The organism is Halalkalibacillus halophilus DSM 18494 (assembly GCF_000423105.1).
Lineage (GTDB): Bacteria > Bacillota > Bacilli > Bacillales > Alkalibacillaceae > Halalkalibacillus > Halalkalibacillus halophilus.
On sequence record NZ_AUHI01000006.1, the window covers coordinates 41,746 to 58,450 of the forward strand.

At 36.2% G+C, this 16,705-nt stretch carries 21 protein-coding genes; 10 read left to right on the forward strand and 11 right to left on the reverse strand.

Annotated features, from left to right (window positions below):
* Positions 1-5: 5 nt before the first annotated feature.
* From G532_RS0103865 to G532_RS0103875, 3 genes are read right to left on the reverse strand one after another with little or no spacing between them, the layout of a single operon-like run.
* A complete protein-coding gene (locus G532_RS0103865; RefSeq protein WP_027963616.1) occupies positions 6-758 on the reverse strand; it encodes a LamB/YcsF family protein in 753 nt (250 codons plus the stop codon).
* Positions 758-1,480: a 5-oxoprolinase subunit PxpB gene (gene pxpB, locus G532_RS0103870; protein WP_027963617.1), complete on the reverse strand. Its 723-nt coding sequence runs from the start codon at positions 1,478-1,480 to the stop codon at positions 758-760. Before pxpB ends, G532_RS0103865 begins: the two co-directional genes overlap by 1 nt.
* A gap of 22 nt (positions 1,481-1,502) precedes the next feature.
* Complete coding sequence (locus tag G532_RS0103875) at positions 1,503-2,105, reverse strand: pyroglutamyl-peptidase I (RefSeq protein WP_027963618.1); 603 nt, start codon at positions 2,103-2,105, stop codon at positions 1,503-1,505.
* A gap of 109 nt (positions 2,106-2,214) precedes the next feature.
* Between G532_RS0103875 and G532_RS0103880 the strand changes: the two genes are divergently transcribed.
* The 8 genes from G532_RS0103880 (at position 2,215) to G532_RS15985 (ending at position 7,032) form a co-directional block, all read left to right on the forward strand.
* Positions 2,215-3,030, forward strand: coding sequence for a lipoate--protein ligase family protein (locus tag G532_RS0103880; protein WP_027963619.1), 816 nt, complete (start codon positions 2,215-2,217; stop codon positions 3,028-3,030).
* A 94-nt stretch (positions 3,031-3,124) separates the two neighbouring features.
* A complete protein-coding gene (gene hemQ, locus G532_RS0103885; protein WP_027963620.1) occupies positions 3,125-3,868 on the forward strand; it encodes a hydrogen peroxide-dependent heme synthase in 744 nt (247 codons plus the stop codon).
* 67 nt (positions 3,869-3,935) lie between these two features.
* Positions 3,936-4,370, forward strand: coding sequence for a small multi-drug export protein (locus G532_RS0103890; RefSeq protein WP_027963621.1), 435 nt, complete (start codon positions 3,936-3,938; stop codon positions 4,368-4,370).
* Between the two features lie 82 nt (positions 4,371-4,452).
* Positions 4,453-4,875 (forward strand): cell wall hydrolase, encoded by a 423-nt coding sequence (locus G532_RS0103895; protein WP_027963622.1) that lies wholly within the window; start codon positions 4,453-4,455, stop codon positions 4,873-4,875.
* A gap of 265 nt (positions 4,876-5,140) precedes the next feature.
* The gene (gene gerQ / locus G532_RS15805) at positions 5,141-5,626 is read left to right on the forward strand and encodes a spore coat protein GerQ (protein WP_084500544.1); all 486 of its coding nucleotides are present in this window, start codon (positions 5,141-5,143) and stop codon (positions 5,624-5,626) included.
* A gap of 277 nt (positions 5,627-5,903) precedes the next feature.
* A complete protein-coding gene (locus G532_RS0103905; protein WP_027963623.1) occupies positions 5,904-6,416 on the forward strand; it encodes a sigma-70 family RNA polymerase sigma factor in 513 nt (170 codons plus the stop codon).
* Positions 6,417-6,539: 123 nt separating this feature from the next.
* Positions 6,540-6,725, forward strand: coding sequence for a hypothetical protein (locus G532_RS0103910; protein WP_027963624.1), 186 nt, complete (start codon positions 6,540-6,542; stop codon positions 6,723-6,725).
* Between the two features lie 166 nt (positions 6,726-6,891).
* Positions 6,892-7,032 (forward strand): hypothetical protein, encoded by a 141-nt coding sequence (locus G532_RS15985; protein ID WP_156882528.1) that lies wholly within the window; start codon positions 6,892-6,894, stop codon positions 7,030-7,032.
* On the opposite strand, the gene G532_RS0103920 is transcribed toward G532_RS15985, so the two are convergent.
* Positions 7,021-10,113, reverse strand: a complete 3,093-nt coding sequence (locus G532_RS0103920; protein WP_027963625.1) for an AAA family ATPase — start codon at positions 10,111-10,113, stop codon at positions 7,021-7,023. The two genes, G532_RS15985 and G532_RS0103920, sit on opposite strands and share 12 nt — an antisense overlap.
* A gap of 20 nt (positions 10,114-10,133) precedes the next feature.
* Positions 10,134-11,288 (reverse strand): exonuclease SbcCD subunit D, encoded by a 1,155-nt coding sequence (locus tag G532_RS0103925; RefSeq protein WP_027963626.1) that lies wholly within the window; start codon positions 11,286-11,288, stop codon positions 10,134-10,136.
* A gap of 353 nt (positions 11,289-11,641) precedes the next feature.
* Between G532_RS0103925 and G532_RS16285 the strand changes: the two genes are divergently transcribed.
* On the forward strand, positions 11,642-11,767 hold the full coding sequence (locus G532_RS16285; protein WP_281170525.1) for a hypothetical protein: 126 nt from the start codon (positions 11,642-11,644) through the stop codon (positions 11,765-11,767).
* A gap of 93 nt (positions 11,768-11,860) precedes the next feature.
* Here the strand turns inward: G532_RS16285 and G532_RS0103935 are convergent, their stop codons facing one another.
* Positions 11,861-12,499, reverse strand: a complete 639-nt coding sequence (locus G532_RS0103935) for an alpha/beta fold hydrolase (protein ID WP_027963627.1) — start codon at positions 12,497-12,499, stop codon at positions 11,861-11,863.
* A 162-nt stretch (positions 12,500-12,661) separates the two neighbouring features.
* On the opposite strand from G532_RS0103935, the gene G532_RS0103940 reads away from it, so the two are divergent.
* Positions 12,662-13,063, forward strand: a complete 402-nt coding sequence (locus G532_RS0103940; protein ID WP_027963628.1) for a PH domain-containing protein — start codon at positions 12,662-12,664, stop codon at positions 13,061-13,063.
* Positions 13,064-13,106: 43 nt separating this feature from the next.
* On the opposite strand, the gene G532_RS0103945 is transcribed toward G532_RS0103940, so the two are convergent.
* The 5 genes from G532_RS0103945 to G532_RS0103965 all read right to left on the reverse strand — a co-directional run bounded on the left by G532_RS0103945 (position 13,107) and on the right by G532_RS0103965 (position 16,686).
* Entirely contained in the window at positions 13,107-13,469 is a 363-nt protein-coding gene (locus G532_RS0103945; RefSeq protein WP_027963629.1) for a nuclear transport factor 2 family protein, read from the reverse strand.
* Positions 13,469-14,914: an MDR family MFS transporter gene (locus G532_RS0103950; RefSeq protein WP_051189048.1), complete on the reverse strand. Its 1,446-nt coding sequence runs from the start codon at positions 14,912-14,914 to the stop codon at positions 13,469-13,471. Before G532_RS0103950 ends, G532_RS0103945 begins: the two co-directional genes overlap by 1 nt.
* Before the next feature lie 24 nt (positions 14,915-14,938).
* Complete coding sequence (locus tag G532_RS15990) at positions 14,939-15,100, reverse strand: hypothetical protein (RefSeq protein ID WP_156882530.1); 162 nt, start codon at positions 15,098-15,100, stop codon at positions 14,939-14,941.
* Between the two features lie 77 nt (positions 15,101-15,177).
* Positions 15,178-15,453 (reverse strand): DUF3006 domain-containing protein, encoded by a 276-nt coding sequence (locus G532_RS14725; RefSeq protein ID WP_035512514.1) that lies wholly within the window; start codon positions 15,451-15,453, stop codon positions 15,178-15,180.
* Positions 15,454-16,686, reverse strand: a complete 1,233-nt coding sequence (locus G532_RS0103965) for an MBL fold metallo-hydrolase (protein ID WP_051189049.1) — start codon at positions 16,684-16,686, stop codon at positions 15,454-15,456.
* Between the last annotated feature and the right edge of the window lie 19 nt (positions 16,687-16,705).

Genomic DNA, 16,705 nt, shown 5'->3' on the forward strand with positions numbered 1-16,705 from the left:
CTATTTTAAATGGATTTTATTGATATTCCTTGTTCCTTCAAGTAGTTTTTCACTTCATTTACTTGGTTTACAACATCTTCTCCATCCCCATGAAAACAAATCGTATCCGCATAAAGGTTAATGACACTTCCATCAACTGTGCTTACCTGTCCTTTGGTTACTATATCAAGCACTTGTTGTTGAATATGTTCGCGCTTTGTTAGAACCGAATTACTTTCACTTCTTGGACTTAAAAAACCTTCTCGCGTATAGGTTCTGTCTGCAAATGCCTCTGAAGCAACATTTAATCCTACTTTTTTTCCTGCTTTTAATAACTCACTATTCGCAAGCCCATAAAGCAATAATTCCCCATTATAATCATAGATTGCCTCAGCTATAGCTTCTGCTACTGCACTATCTTTTGCGGCCTGATTATAAAGTGCTCCGTGTGGCTTCACATGGTGTAAGGGCCAATCCGATACTTTCGCAAAACCATCGATCGCACCTACCTGATAGATCATCATATGGTATATCTCTTTTGGTTTCATATCGATTACTCTGCGTCCAAACCCCAAAAGGTCCTGGTACCCCGGGTGAGCACCAATTTGAACTTCATTTTCTTTAGCTAGATGAATTGTTTCAGGAATCGTCATGAAATCGCCTGCATGAAATCCACAGGCGATATTTGCAGAAGTAATTACTTTCATCAATCGTTCATCATCGCCCATTTGATAAGGTCCAAAACTCTCTCCTAAATCTGCATTTATATCAATTTTCATTACCGGACCTCCTCTGTCTTTAATTGGTATACACCACTTTTCACTTTCGATTCGATCATGTGAAAATCCGTTAAACTTACTGCTTGAAATTGCAACTGGTCCCCAATAGAAAATAAAGAAGGCTGTTCCGCATTCGCTTGAAATAAATTAATAGGAGTTTTCCCAATGATATTCCATCCCCCTGGAGAATCAATCGGGTATACTCCTGTTTGAGACCCAGCAATACCAACACTCCCTGCCTCGACATTTCCTCTTGGTTCTTCTAATCTTTCCGTTGCAATCGTTTCGTCCAGCCCTCCAACATAAGGAAATCCAGGTAAGAAACCAATCATATATACGGTATATACAACATTTGTGTGTTTTTTAATTACATCTTGCTCACTTAAATAATTTGTTTTTGCCACACGCGCCAAGTCCGGTGCCAGCACTTTTTCGTAACAAACCGGTAAGACGACTCGTTTATTTGCAGAAGGAACCGTTTTAGGTACTTGTTGTAACTTTTCTTCTAATTTAGACTTCATCGTTTCGTACGTTATCACTCGCCAATCGAAGTATACAGCTACGGAGTGATAACTAGGTACAACCTCAATTATATTTTCCAATTGATCTTCTATTAAATGATAATAGCAAGCTTTAACTTTTGCATGCGTTTCAAGGGAAATCGTATGGCCAAAAGTTATGCTTATGCCTTGATCACCAATGGGGCTAAATGTAGGTTTCATATTTGCCTCCTCCTTTACATATCTACATACAACTTAGGCAAACTCGAATAGACTGTATAAGGTCTTGTTGGGACCAACTAGATAGATTAGACTGTGTAACTGCAATCTCATGTGATGCCGGAATATGGATAAAACCTGATGGAATCTCAGGAGACTGACTTTTAGCATAAGTGAGACCTTGGTACATCACGTTATTACATAAATATGTACCTGCAGAATCGGAAATAGCTGCAGGAAACCCTGCTTCTTTTAGTTTCGTAACCATGTCTCTAATTGGTAAAGAGGAGAAAATGCCATCTGGCCCATTCTCTTCTATCTTTTCTCCACCTGGAATATATCCAGTATTATCAGCTGCCCCACCATCATTACAATTAACGGCAATCCTTTCAGGTGTAATTCTATTTCTTCCTCCCGCTAAGCCTAATGATATAATTGCATCTGGCTTTTCCTGATCTATTGCCTGTAATAGTTCCTTACCACTCGACGAGAAATCAACACTTAACGTTCTAGAGACGACTTTATATTCCCCAAACACTTGTCCATCTAGAGCTTTACTAATTTCCATAGTTGGATTAACCTTAAAATCTAAAAATGGCTCGAAGCTTGTAAGTAATAATTTTTTCAAAACAATTCCTCCCATTTATTATTACCATTATTCTAACATGAACGATCCTCCCTAACTTCCTTCTCATCTGCTATAATGAGAGCAGTTTAATAAAAGAGGTCAGATGATAATGAAACATCAACTATTACAAACAAATAAAATTCGCTTAATTGACCATAGTAAGCCAGAAGAAGCCGAGATCATATCTTCCTTTGCTACAGACGATGCACTATGCCTATCTGTCAGTGAAACAAAGCAATTAACTATGCGCTATTGGGTTCACCGCCCAACGATTGTTCTTGGTATCCCTGATAGTAGACTCCCTTATTTATCAGAAGGGACAAGCTATTTAAAAGAATTAGGGTATGAGGTGATGGTTCGCAATTCCGGAGGGTTAGCTGTTGTATTAGATAAAGGGATTTTAAATATCTCGTTAATATTCGCTGATTCCAAATCCTACAACCTACACGACGGATACGATGCGATGGTTGATTTTATTGATTTCGTATTTAGCGATATGGGGTTAAAAATAGAAGCTTATGAAATCACAGCCTCCTATTGTCCGGGGAGCTATGACTTGAGTGTAGATGGTAAAAAGTTCGCTGGTATTTCGCAAAGAAGGGTTAAAAATGGATCAGCCGTTCAGATTTATTTATGTGTAGAAGGTTCTGGCTCGGAGCGGGCCAATCATTTAAAAGCTTTCTATCAAAAATCGCTGAAAAACTCCACTACAAAGTTTACTTATCCAACGATAGATCCTTCTGTCATGATTTCCTTAGAAGAGCTAACCAATCAATCATTTTCTGTGCAAGAGACCATCGATATGATCGAGAGGAAACTAGAAGGACATGAGGTCAAGCTTAAAAAAGACGAATTAACGGAGAAAGAGTTTGCATGGTTTGAACAACGCTTAAAGTTAATGAATAAACGGAACCAGCACATTTAACAAAACGTTCAAACCCATTTTCCTTAATAACCGTATAGGCTTATGTTATATTAGGTAGTGGAGATTTGTATTGACAATGAAGGAGTGACATAACATGGCAGAAGCGGTTGAAACCTTAGATGGTTGGTATGTCCTACATGATTTTAGAACTGTTGATTGGACAGCCTGGAAAAAAGCCTCTAACGAAGAACGCGAACAAGCAATTAGTGAACTAAATCATTTAATGGCTTCTTGGGAAGATGTGGAAGCAGACAAACAAGGTAGCTTTGGATTTTATACGATTATTGGGCATAAAGCAGATTTAATGTTTATGAACCTTCGCCCTACGATGGATGAACTAACTGACCTAGAACGTTCGTTAGATAAAACAAAAATGGCTGAGTTTTTTCATAAAACATATTCCTACGCATCTATTGTTGAACTTTCAACATACATGGCACAAGGAAAAGACCCAGAAACAGACCCGGAGATTCAAGCACGCTTGAAACCAATCCTTCCTAAATGGGATCATGTTTGTTTCTACCCTATGGATAAACGCCGCCAAGGGAACGACAATTGGTACTCCGAATCTATGGAGACTCGTGGTAAGCTAATGTACTCCCATGGGATGACGGGACGCAAATACGCAGGTAAAGTACGACAAATCATCTCAGGAAGTATTGGTTTGGACGATTGGGAATGGGGCGTAACACTGTACGCACACGATATGCTACAATTCAAGAAACTTATTTACGAAATGAGATTTGATGAAGTAAGTGCACGCTTTGCTGAATTCGGATCATTCTACATTGGGCATCGTAAAGAAAGAGAACAACTAGAAGCAATTATGCAAATTTAAGTTATTATAAGCTAAACCGTTGGGAATTGGTTTAGCTTTTTCTTATCACTATTAAAGGGGAATGGCTATGTTCGAATATATATACCTAACTGCAATCGCATGGTTTCTTGGCTTTTTTCCTTTAACTGAAATCTATATTGCGATTCCTACTTCGATGATTATGGGACTAGATTCTGTATCTGCTGTGATTTGGGCGAGCATTGGAAACTTTCTCCCTATCCCACTCATTGTTTATTTCTACGATTCACTCATGAAATGGGAACCACTTGGTGTGTGGATGCGAAAACTTTCTAATAATCGTTACCGAGAAAAAATCGAACAAAATGGCTTTATCATGATTCTTCTCCTCACTCCAATCATTGGAGGCTGGGCAGTCGGTGTGATTGGTAGGGCAATTGGATTAACCAAATACAAATTATTTCTGTCCTCAGCTGTTAGCATTTTTTTCTACGGCATTATAATCGCATTCCTCACCTCTTATGGAATTGATTTCTTTAGATAACTAATCCATTACTTAATCATATTTTATGACCTCCCTCATATATATGAAATAGTGATGGATTTTCTTATGAGGTGGTGATTGTTTGGCAGTAATAGCAAGTACAGATGCTCAAGTTAGAGAACTCGCTCGATTAATGCGAGCGGAAGCTGAAGGAGAAGGTCAACTAGGAATGTTGCTAGTAGGAAATGTAGGTGTGAACCGCGTTATTGCAGATTGCCTTGACTTTGAAGATATCAGATCTCTTCCAGATATGATCTATCAATCACCTGGAGGTTTTGAAGCTACACAGGAATCCTACTTCTATCAGCGAGCACGCGAAAAAGATATTCGTTTAGCCAGAAGGAATATAGCTGGGGAACGATTTGACCCAGCAGAAAATGCTTTATGGTTCTTTATGCCAGAAGGACCATGTCCACCTCAATGGTATGGTCAATGGAATATCGGAAGATTTAAATCACATTGTTTTTACAATCCACTACCCGCTGACTGTCCAAATGTTTATTAATAAACTTGAAATAATTTAGGGAGGTCGATTTCTGTTGAGTAATTCGAATGAAAAAAATCAACAAGATCAACGTAATTCTGAACCAAAAAGAACAGCATCACCACAAGGAAAGGCAATACATCAGCCGGCAAGAGAACCATACCGGCCAGCGACACCACCAAAAAACTACTACCCAAATGACAAGGGGCCAACCCAACGAGCGAATGGACCAATGTATGCAAATCCACAACATAACAATGCCCCACATCAGCAATCACCATATCAAATGAACAATCAACACCAGCCCAAACAGAATTATTCAAATATGCAAACTAGTCCTTACCAGCAACAACCCAACTACATGAACAATTCTAATCCATACGGTATGCCTCAAGGGATGGGCAATCCATCTGCGATGCCGCAAAATCAAAATTGGCAAGGTGGACCATCTGGATATCCAAGTCAACCACCTACAGGAATGCAACCTATGATGGGTGGGGGAATGCCTAGTGGAGGATTACCAAGAGAAAGAAGTTATATTGAAAATATTTTACGACTGAATCGAGGAAAGAACGCAACAGTTTACATGACTTTTGAAAACAATGACCAATGGAATGCGGAAGTGTTTACAGGAATTATTGAAGAAGCAGGTAAAGACCATATCGTTTTAGCAGATCCCGAAACAGGAACTTGGTATTTACTATTAATGATTTATTTAGATTACATTACATTCAATGAAGAAATTGAATATGAATACCCGTTTAACGGATAGTTTTTTTAGAAGCTAACATTATTTGTTAGCTTCTTTTTTATTTTCTCACCCTTTTCATAACATAGAGCGATTATAGAAGTAAGAAATATTTCTTAATATTATTCACAAATAGCGTTTAAATGGCAATTTTTGCTTTTTTAAAACATATTTCAATTAAAAATGAGATTTAATTGGGATACCGCATTAAATTACGCCATGTGACACAGATCTACTTATTCACTATATTTAAACAAGCGCTTCTAATTGTTGGCCGGCCTCCATTAAAGGAGGATAAACGTTGAAAGTAAAATCAAATGAATACAAGAAATACGATGATTTTCAAGAATTACTATCAGATTATAATAAGATGATTCATTATCAAATCCATAGACTAGGAGTTCGAGATTATTATGGAGAGTTTTATCAAGAAGGCGTTACAGCTTTATGGGAAGCACACGAAAAATATGGTGATCATGAGACTTTCCCCAAATTAGCAACCATGTACATTCGTAATAGAATGATTGACTTAATTAGAAAGAAAAAGAAATACGAAGAATCAGAAGTAATGGAATCATTAATCTCTGACACCCCTGTACATAACAGTCAAATAGAGAGCTTTGATCCTTTATTTTGGAAAACCGTTCATCGTCATTTATCTGCAAAACAATGGATCTTCGTAAGAAAAAGAATTATTGAGGGATATTCTATTAAAGAAATAGCGGAAATGGAAAACACTACTGCTGATGCTGTAAAAGGTTGGGGAAAAGAAGTAAAGCGAAAGTTAAAGCCTATTATGAGTGACTTTATTTAACGTGTCCCTTGAAGTACTAGAGCTAATCGGTCTACAGGATGATGTGAAATCGACCTTTAAACCGTTAAAAACAAACCGCCTCCACGCTACAATAGAGTTATCATGAAACGGAGGCGATTTAAGATGTTTTTAGAACCTATGGTAAAAGAGGTTATGATTAAAGATCTTCAAGACAAATATATTTCAGCTTACTCACTAAAAGGCTACAAAAAATCTATTAAAAGAAAAAGATCTTGGAGAAAAATGCTGAAAAGAGCAGCATTTCATCTTCCTAATAAGCAAAACAAAAACACAAAAGAAGTAGCTTAAAGGGGGTATGAAAATGAGTTTCTCTCGAATTCTAGTAGAGTAAAAAAACGTTTAACATGTAGATGTTATGCGTTTTTTTATATTCAAACAAATTATTTGAATTTTCTAACTAAATATTTATAATTAGAGTAATACAGCTTCACTATAAAAGGAAGGTGTGGTCATCTTGAAGAAGTCTCATCTATTAAACTTAACTGCAATTGGACTTATTTCTGCTGCTACCTTGATTTCCATTTACCTTTATTTAAAGTTGCGTACCCCGCTTCAAATCCCATCTGTTTTAATAGATTTAAATTTATTTCACTAGAAAGCTTGTTTTGCTGTGTCCATCTTTATTTTTATAAACTTCTAAGATAGCTGGTATGGCTGTTTTTAATTCTTCCACATGCGAGATGATTCCTATCATTCTTCCCGACTTTTGTAAGTCGATCAAAGTGTCTACTGCCTTGTGTAATGATTCTTGGTCCAATGAGCCAAACCCTTCATCTATAAACATCATTTCAATTGAAACTCCACCTTGAAAGCTTTGTATCACATCAGACATACCTAATGCCAAACTTAATGCAGCATTAAACTTTTCACCACCGGATAGTGATTTTACATCCCGAGCTAATCCTGTATAAGCATCATAAATATCTAAACCTAGACCACTTTGCTTACCGCGGGTTTCTTGACGATCGCTTCTTTGTAGATGGAATTGTCCACTTGAAAGCTGTTGTAAGCGAATATTTGCAGATTCTATAATTTGCTCTAAATATTCTATTTGTAAGTATCTTTCAAATGAAACTTTTAATTGGTTCTGACCTCTTACTAAGTCATACAAATCTGTAATTTGAGCAACCTTTTCCTCTGACTCCGTAATATTGTCATTGATTTCGCTTAACTTTGAAAACAGTCTTGTAGCTTCTTTTCGCTTTTGCTTAAGACTATTGTATTCGCTTAGTAATTGCTCATACTTGTTTTCTTCCTGTTGTATTTTTTCCTTCAAACTTACTAGATCTATTTCTTGTGAATCCTTTAGTTCTATTTTCAGTTCCTTAATACGTAAAGTGAGTTGTTGAACTTCGCTATGGTATTCACTAATTTGTTGTTTTGCTTCATTCAATTCTTCCAGACTAATCTTAGCATTTTGGTAATCTTCTTCTGATCTGAATTCACTTTCCTCTAATACTTGTTTCCAGTTACTTTCTTCAGTCTGCTTTTTTTCTTCTGCTTTTATCAACTGTTCTTCGACATTCTTAAGGTTGGTAGAGACTTGTATATAATTTCGTTCTGCCGCCTGTAAATCTTTTTGAGCTGCTTTCCATTGTTCTTCTAACTGCTTATAAGTTTCTTCCTTGTTATGAAGCTCGTCTTTTATATAAGTTATAGAGTGTTCTTTCTCAGGTATATCTTCTTGTAATTTTTCTTTTCCGTTAATTAGAATTTGTAATTCTGTTGATACTTTATTCGCTTCCTCTTTCCATTCATCCTTTACTTTGCGTGCTTCGTCCAATTTTCCATTTGTTTCTTCCAGTTTCACTCTTAAATTCTTTAATTTAATTTCTTTTTCTTCCAGTGATTCTACATATGTTCTTAACTCTTTACCTTCATTACATAGATTTTTGTAATCTTCTGCTAAATTTTCTTGTTCTAAATTATAGGGCTTTATTTGATCCCATTGTTTACTTACTTTTTCTTTACTTACTTTCAAGTTGGCTTGTATTTGTTTATACGTCTCAAACTTCTTATTCATATCTCCTTGTAGCTGGTCTAATTCTGACTTACTAGGTATCTGGTGATTAGAAGAAGCCTTCTTAGGATGTTCCAAACTCCCACAGACCGGGCAGTTTTCACCAGTATGCAAATGTTCTGCTAATATGGTTGCCTGGCCATCGAACCAGCTTTTCAATTGATCATCATACCGTTCTTTTGCAGCTACATATATTTTTTCTGTTTCTATTTGTGAAATTTCTAATTCATCACTTTCTTGTTGATACTTCAAGTAATCCCTAATTAATTTTGCTAACTCAACTTTTTCATCCAATTTCTTCTGAAGAGATTTAAGTGGTTCAACTTCTTTTTCATGCACGGCAATTTCGTTTAATAAACTTGTCCTTTGATTTGATTCATTTAAAAGCTCTGATTCCTTTTCATCCAGTTTAATCCTCACTTTTTGATCTCTCGCCTGTTGTTCTTTTATTTTCTCTTCATAATCGTTTAACTCTTTTACTTTAGGAATCAATTCTTTCAATTTCTGTACTTGAACTTTTATTTCCTCACGCTCTGGTTCGCGTTTCTCTTCTTTTTTGTATATTTCAAGTAAATTGTCATGACGATTTTTTGCTTCTTCATTTGCTTCTTTAAGTGACTTTAATTCCAAATTCAATTCTTGCGCAACTTTGCGACGCTCTTTTAAATTAGTTTCATGCACTTTTAATAGGGTTGCGCGTTCTGCAAGCAAAACCTTCTTTTCTAGTTCTGAAATATGATGACTCTCTTGTTCAAGCTGCTTCAATCTTGTTTCCTTCTTATTCAACTCGTCGAACTGATCATTTCTATATTTACCTTGATTATAAGCATCATTAAGCTCATTTATTTTCTGTTTGTTTTTTTGTAATTGATTCTCCGTTTTCTCCTGCTCTATAAGTATGTCATCAGATAATTTACTCGTTTCCGATAAAATACTTTTCCAATTTTTATTGTTTTCTTGACTCATTATCTTTAGTGGAGATTCGTCATTTTCTATGAGTTTTGACGTAATCTCATTTAATATTAAACTCCGCTCATTTCTCTGGTTTTCGAATGTCTTTTCCTGGTCATCCTTTTTCGTTTTCAACCGCTCTATCATATGTCTGAATGGCTCTGTTTTAAAAATCTTCCGCAAAATCTGTTCTTTGTTTTCCGTTTCTGAGGTGAGTAATTTACGAAATTCCCCTTGTGGGAGCATGACAATTTGTATAAATTGATCTTTTGTTAAACCAATTAACTTTTCTACTTTCTCTTTCACATCGTTCTTGCTTTGACGATCTACACACGGAATTTCTTTCCCTTCTTTTAGTTGCATAAATTCAATTTTTTCACCTGTTGGTGTTTTGTTCCCTTTTTTAACATGACCTTGTTGTCTAAATAATTTATATGTACAACCATGCAGTTCAAACGTTAATTCAGCACTCGTATTAACGTCATCGTCAGCAAAATCACTTCGAAGTAATTTGGACTCTCCACGGTCTTCGCCACTAGCTGATCCATACAAGGCATAAGCAATGCCATCGAAAATGGAGGTTTTTCCTGCACCAGTATTACCTGAAATCACAAATAGTCTTTGTCCTTCAAGGTTTGAGAAATCAATCGTTTCTTGATCTTTATAAGGACCAAAGGCGGTTAAAGTTAGTTTTAAAGGTTTCACGGTAATCTCCTTTCTCTTGCTTATTTATATTGTTCTTCATGGAGCACATCATGAAGAACTTCTTCAATTAATTTCTCTGAATCGGCAGGAGCTTCAGCCTGATTGACTTCTTTATAGAAACTGCGAAATAGTTCTAAGTGATTCATTTGATCTCTTCTTTTTGTTACATCATTATTAGAGGTATCCAGTCTGTTTATAGGTTTCCTTTCCACATGTAATGCGTTTGGATATATTGCACGTACTTTTTCCATAGGATAAAGTACAGTATGTTCATTCAATAACCTAATAAAAACATAGTCTTCACTAGGATCATGATTCTGGATTTCTTCAATAGTTGCCTCGACAACTCTAAGGTCATGTTTTGGCTCCAGCAATCTTCGTTCTACATCTACTTCTCCCTTTTCATTGAGATTAACAATCAAGAAACCTTTATTATGTTTTTCTTCTGAAATGGAGTACTTCAGAGGAGAACCAGCATATCTGATCTTCTCAATTCCAAGGTGGTGCGCTTGGTGCAGGTGACCTAGTGCCGTGTAATGGAACCCCTCAAACAAACGAGCGTCGACATGTTCCGCTCCCCCTATGGCAAGTGGCCTTTCTGAATCACTTGTATTTTCTTTTTCTTCCCCGTGAGGTGTTGCAAACAAGTGACCAACCATTACATTCCTTACATTTTCCGATATATTTTCTTTAATCTTCTCTGTTATTTTCAATGCAGCTTGGTTATGATTTTTAATCGTGGAATCATCAAATATGCTTCTGATCACACTAGGATCACAAAACGGAACCAAATGGAAATGAACTTCTCCAAACTGATCATTTAAGATGACTGGTTCCATTTCAGTTGAAAGTTGTCCAACTAAGTGCAACCCATTATCTTTTAGTATTTTGCTAGCAAAGTGCAATCTGCTTGGACTATCATGATTTCCTGCAATTGCGACAACTGGAATATTCCTTTTTAAAACAATAGCTGCTAAAACTTCATCTAATAGCTCTACTGCTTCTGTTGGCGGTACCGCTCTATCGTACAAATCCCCTGCAATAATTATCACATCAGGTTTTTCTTCATCGATCGCTTCGATGAATCGATCTAGAATAAATCGCTGGTCTTCGGTCATGTAAACTCCTTGCACAAGCTTACCTAGGTGCCAATCAGCAGTATGAAATATCTTCATTTTATACACCTCTTTATAGAATCTACTTAAAGTATGGATTGTTTTACAAGTAGTTACAATGGGGAGTTTTTAAATAGTTGAGCATAGTGGATTTTAATCGAATGTTTGTTCGCTTTTTAATATTTTATCACGCTCTAACAGTATTGTCTAGTCCAATTTTTTAACTATTCTTTTATTCTGAAAATTTTAACAAGATGAAAAACTGAAAGCGGTTTTATTGTCAGAAAGTTTTATATAATTAAAATCTTTTTACACAAAGAAACTATTTTTCATATTTTAAGAACAAATTGTTTACAAATGCATATAATGTGGGTATACTACAATATGGAAACACATTAAGGGAGGCGAAATACATGTTTGATCATCAATTAATTCGTCAAGCAATCATTGAAGATAAACAGCGAGAATATATTCAGAACCGCAAACAAGATAAGAAAAAATCCGGTAATTCATTCTTGCAGTTTTTAAAAGTTCTTTAATACATTCATGATAAAGTCATCTAAAGATATAAAAAGGGATTCAGCTATATTGGCTGAATCCCTTTTGTTTTTTCCTTATAACAAGAAAGAATATTAATTAAATTTTCCCGATCTTAAAAAGCGATCTATATATACTGCGGTCTTTGCTTTATAATGCAATTCTGTATGGCTAAATGGAAGTACTTTAAAATCTTTTAACCCTTCATAAAAAACAGACTCAACTTCTACGATCCCATCATTTTCCCCTTTAATAATTCTCCCTAAAGGTCTATTAGAAACGTTACCTGCAATTGCTCCGATTTCCACACCAGTATCATCACGAAACTCGATGTTTTCTAAGTATTCTCTACTTAAAGAACGAACTGTTTTAAAAACAGTCGTATATCCTTTTACTCTATTAGCAAAATCGGCTAATTGACTTCCTCTATTGGGGGTTCCTAATAATACTGCTCTACCAATTTTCTCAATATGATTCGTTTCTGATAAAAGTTTTCGAATGACAAGACCACCTGTGCTATGACCGACTAAGTGCACCTTTTCATCTGGCTCCATTTCTGAATTGACTACACCGTTAACAATTTCATCTAATATGGAGACAGTTAAATCAAATTCTCTGAATGTCAGTGGCAGATCAGGTGTATAACTCTTATATCCTAATTCTTGCATATAAGCAGCTAGGGGCAGCATATCTTTGTCATTTCTTAAGAATCCATGAACTAAGATTGTTTTCATCTGCCCACTCCTTTCTTGACTAAATGTATCCTAATCACTAGAAACTATACCCGTTCCTTTTGATCCTCTAACTTAACATTATATTAGTATATTAATAGGATCGCAAAAGTGTTACTTAAAAAGCAAATAAAATATGATATGCTTATATTAGGAGGGGTTGAAATGTTTTATCCGTCTAAGAAAGATATATTATTTACGGGGTTACTCTATGGTATTGCAATCTTCGCTTTAGTATGGTCATTCATGTATAGTGACTTATTTTCACAAATCGTAAGTGTGCTTTTTACTATAGCAATTGTATGGCTATGGTTCTCAACAAGTTACCGAATTGATGGGGAACATATACATATAAAATACGGGCCTTATAAAAGAAAAGTTCCTATCTATGATATTGAAAAAATTCGTCTTGTAAAATCTATCACTGTCGCTCCTGCTCTAGCGATCGATCGTATTGAAATCACTTATGGATTCGACTACCGTGTAATAACTATTTCACCTAAATCTAAAGATGATTTTGTTAGACAGTTATTTGCTCGAAATCCAGAAATAAAAATGGGAAAATAGTAAAAAGGCTTCTTACCAGGTTAACCTGATAAGAAGCCTTTCCTTATTTCTTCACAACATAGGATGTTAATTCTTTAATTTTTCCTTCTTTATGCTTATTCAACTTATACACATCACAGAAGCCATATGTTTTCACTTCATCACTTCCGGCATGCTTTACCTTAATAGTTCCATCTACAGAAGCTTCTAACCCATGCGTGATGGTATGGTGGATTTCAAGTTCAAAATGACTAGAATCTCCCATGTTAGATAATGCCTCTTTCAAATCTTCCTTGCCTTCAATGGTGTCTTGACCAACCATCGTCCATGTAACATCATCTGTTACACTTTCTAAAATGAATTCGATATTTCCAGTCATGAATGCCTTATTAAATTCTTTAAAAAACTCTGCCTTTGGGTTGTTCATTACAGCTCTCCTCCTTCATTTTCTGTTAAGTCTTTCTGTTCCTTTTTACGAATATGCTCCATATAAATCGCTAATCCGAGTCCAATAATACAAATGATACCCGCTAAGAAGAAAGACGCGTTCACACCTCTTAATTCCCCAGCGACACCTTCACTTGGAACTGCTAGCGTTACCATAATCGTAACCATTAACGCAGTACTGATTGCACCTGACATTTGCCTTAACGTATTATTCATAGCTGATCCATGCGAAATTAATCTTTCTGGCAGTTCGTTTAATCCTGCTGTAGTAGCAGGCATCATTACCATTGCTACACCGAGCATTCTAAAAGCATTAACTGTCGCTAAATAAGTGAAGCTCGTATCAGGAGTTAAAACCGTAAACAAGAATGTAGAAACGATTAACAAGGTTAATCCAGTATACAATAACCATTTTGGTCCATAACGATCAAACAATCGACCAGTGATTGGATTCATCGTACCCATTAGAACAGCTCCTGGAAGCAACATCAGTCCTGCCTCAAACGCTGTAAACCCGAGCGAATTTTGCATCATCAATGGCAAAATAATTGCGCCACCAATCATGGAAAAGAAAGCAACCATACCAATACCAGTTGTGATCGCAAAAATCTTATATTTAAAAATACGAAATTCTAAGATAGGTTCTCGAAGCTTGAATTGGCGATCAATAAATACAAATAACGTAATCGCACCGATGATTAATGACCCGTATACTTCTAAATGTGTCCATCCTAAGTTTCCTGCAACACTGAATCCATAAAGTAAGCCACCAAAACCAATCGTCGATAAAATAATCGATAAATAATCTACCTTTGGAAAGTTACGCTTCGTTACATTCTTCAAAATTATATAAGCAACGATTAAATCTATGATTGCGATTGGTAAAATCACATAGAATAAACTTCTCCATACAAATTGTTCTACTAACCAACCTGATAGAGTAGGACCAATTGCTGGTGCAAATGCAATCACCAACCCAAACGTCCCCATAACTGTTCCTCTTTTTTCTATAGGGAAAATCAAGAAGATGATCGTTTGCATTAATGGTAAGATAATTCCCGCACCAGCTGCTTGTAGTACTCTCCCACCTAGTAATACAGAGAAGTTAGGGGCAATGGCACAGACAAGTGTTCCAATCGTAAAGGACATCATTGCTGTTAAAAATAAGGCTCGTGTCGTAAATCTCCCAATTAATAAGGCAGTAACAGGAATCATGACTCCGTTAACTAACATAAAAATGGATTGCAGCCACTGGGCAGTAGATTCGTCTATCTCAAGATCTCGCATCATATGTGGTAATGCTGTTCCTAGTAGTGTTTGGTTAAGTATTGCAACAAAAGCCCCTGACATCAACACAATCATCAGAGGCACTCGTTTTATTGGTTCAGATCGTTCTTCTTGATCTTCACTAGGTTCTTGCGCCATAGTTTGCCTTCTTTCTTAGGAAGTTCAGAGTTGTGTTAGGAATAAAATAGATTGGCTAGAAATGGTTTCATCAATGTAGTCATTTTGATCCATAAACGTGAAAATGCCGTACGTGATAAACGCCATTATAATCACAATAATAATTATAAAAAAAACGATTTTCTTTCCATCGAAATTTGAATTCAAGGTGATGCCTCCAATTTGAACATGATTACTTTATTATACGCTTTTCAAAAAGGTAAGAAAAATAATATGAAATGTATTTATTTCTTTCTGTTAAATTTACTTCCAGAGCTTTTTTTTCGTAATCTAGAAAGACGATCAGCGGTGGATGATTTCGCCTCTTTTGTCTTTTCATAATTGATTTCGTATTTGGTTGGACGATCATTTTCAAAAGTTACTACTAACCAATCTCCTTCCTTATGTTCAGGAGGTAGCTGCTCAGAAGGAACAATTAACTCTTTCTCTTCTTCCTCTATTAATATTACTGCTTTCATATTGTCTTCCACGCGATCAATTACACCATGTTTACGTTCCATTTAATCACCTACACATGCTATATTTTCATCCAAGATATCACCTATTCGACCATCGCCTATTCCGTTGATTCTAGTCATATGATTCACTTGATCAAATGGGCGTAATTCAATTATTTGATTAGCCCGATCTGGTCCAATATGGGTGATTGTTTGTAATTCTTCAACCGACGCCTCATTAATATTTATACATGATTCTGTTTCAGGAGAATCCTCCGGGGGTTCATTATTCGTTTCTTCCCCACCTGTACCAGGAATCACGTCCCCTTCATGCTGCGTGGTTAAGTCGATAGAATCTCCGTCTGTTATAACAGAAATGGTGCCATGCACATCTGTTCCATAAACCTCTAGATCTCTTGCTAATACATCATCTATCACTTCTTCATGCGGGTGACCATAACTATTATTTGCGCCAGCAGAATAAATAACAATCGAGGGATCAACAACATTTAAAAATTCAGATGTATTTGACGTGCTAGAACCATGATGCCCAAGTTGAAAAACATCTGCATTTAAAGGTGCTTCACGGTTAACCATTTCACGTTCTCCTGCTGCTTCTACATCACCTGTAAATAGGAAGGAACTATCTTCTAGGCTAATTTTAACGGATATCGAGTCATCGTTATAATCCCCGGTTAATGACTCCGGGTGAAGCACCTCTACTTCTAACCCATTTAAATCATAACTTTCCCCTGCACGCGGTTCATGATAATTTGCCTGACTTTCTTCTATTGCTGCCAACGCTCGGTCGTATGTTTGCGATGCCCCTTCATTTCCCGTTAACCAAACTTCTTCTACAGTAAATTGTTGAATGACTTGGTTAAGTTGTCCGATATGATCTGCATGGACATGCGTTCCAATGAGTAGATCTATAATTTCTATATCATAATCATTTAGGTAATAAGATAAATCCTCGCTTTGCCAATCCCCGGTATCTATTAAGATATGACTTTCTTCTCCGTCATTCTCATAGTTTAGTAACGTCGCATCAGCTTGTCCAACATCTAGAAAATGTACTTCTAAAGACGCATCTTCTATTGTAGATGAGGTTTCTGAGTTGGTTTTAGATTGGTTATTCTCTGCTTGGTCTTCGTTCTCTATTTCAGGTTTTGATTTGCTCGGGACATCTTGATCGGAATTTCCGAAATCTTGAGTGTCGCCTTCATCCCCTGCCCCACAGGCAACCAGTACGAGAAGTAAACTCGTTAAAATAACAAATAAATAGCTTCTTCTCACCTTCATCCACCTCCTCATG

Coding starts and splice junctions, on each gene's coding strand:
- gerQ (WP_084500544.1), top strand. CDS start 5,141: ATGAACAATCAACACCAGCCCAAACAGAATTATTCAAATATGCAAACT.
- G532_RS0103890 (WP_027963621.1), top strand. CDS start 3,936: ATGTTCGAATATATATACCTAACTGCAATCGCATGGTTTCTTGGCTTT.
- G532_RS0103935 (WP_027963627.1), bottom strand. CDS start 12,499: ATGAAAACAATCTTAGTTCATGGATTCTTAAGAAATGACAAAGATATG.
- G532_RS0103880 (WP_027963619.1), top strand. CDS start 2,215: ATGAAACATCAACTATTACAAACAAATAAAATTCGCTTAATTGACCAT.
- G532_RS14725 (WP_035512514.1), bottom strand. CDS start 15,453: ATGGAACGTAAACATGGTGTAATTGATCGCGTGGAAGACAATATGAAA.
- G532_RS16285 (WP_281170525.1), top strand. CDS start 11,642: ATGTTTGATCATCAATTAATTCGTCAAGCAATCATTGAAGATAAACAG.
- pxpB (WP_027963617.1), bottom strand. CDS start 1,480: ATGAAACCTACATTTAGCCCCATTGGTGATCAAGGCATAAGCATAACT.
- G532_RS0103925 (WP_027963626.1), bottom strand. CDS start 11,288: ATGAAGATATTTCATACTGCTGATTGGCACCTAGGTAAGCTTGTGCAA.
- G532_RS0103945 (WP_027963629.1), bottom strand. CDS start 13,469: ATGAACAACCCAAAGGCAGAGTTTTTTAAAGAATTTAATAAGGCATTC.
- G532_RS0103910 (WP_027963624.1), top strand. CDS start 6,540: ATGTTTTTAGAACCTATGGTAAAAGAGGTTATGATTAAAGATCTTCAA.
- G532_RS0103865 (WP_027963616.1), bottom strand. CDS start 758: ATGAAAATTGATATAAATGCAGATTTAGGAGAGAGTTTTGGACCTTAT.
- hemQ (WP_027963620.1), top strand. CDS start 3,125: ATGGCAGAAGCGGTTGAAACCTTAGATGGTTGGTATGTCCTACATGAT.
- G532_RS0103950 (WP_051189048.1), bottom strand. CDS start 14,914: ATGGCGCAAGAACCTAGTGAAGATCAAGAAGAACGATCTGAACCAATA.
- G532_RS0103940 (WP_027963628.1), top strand. CDS start 12,662: ATGTTTTATCCGTCTAAGAAAGATATATTATTTACGGGGTTACTCTAT.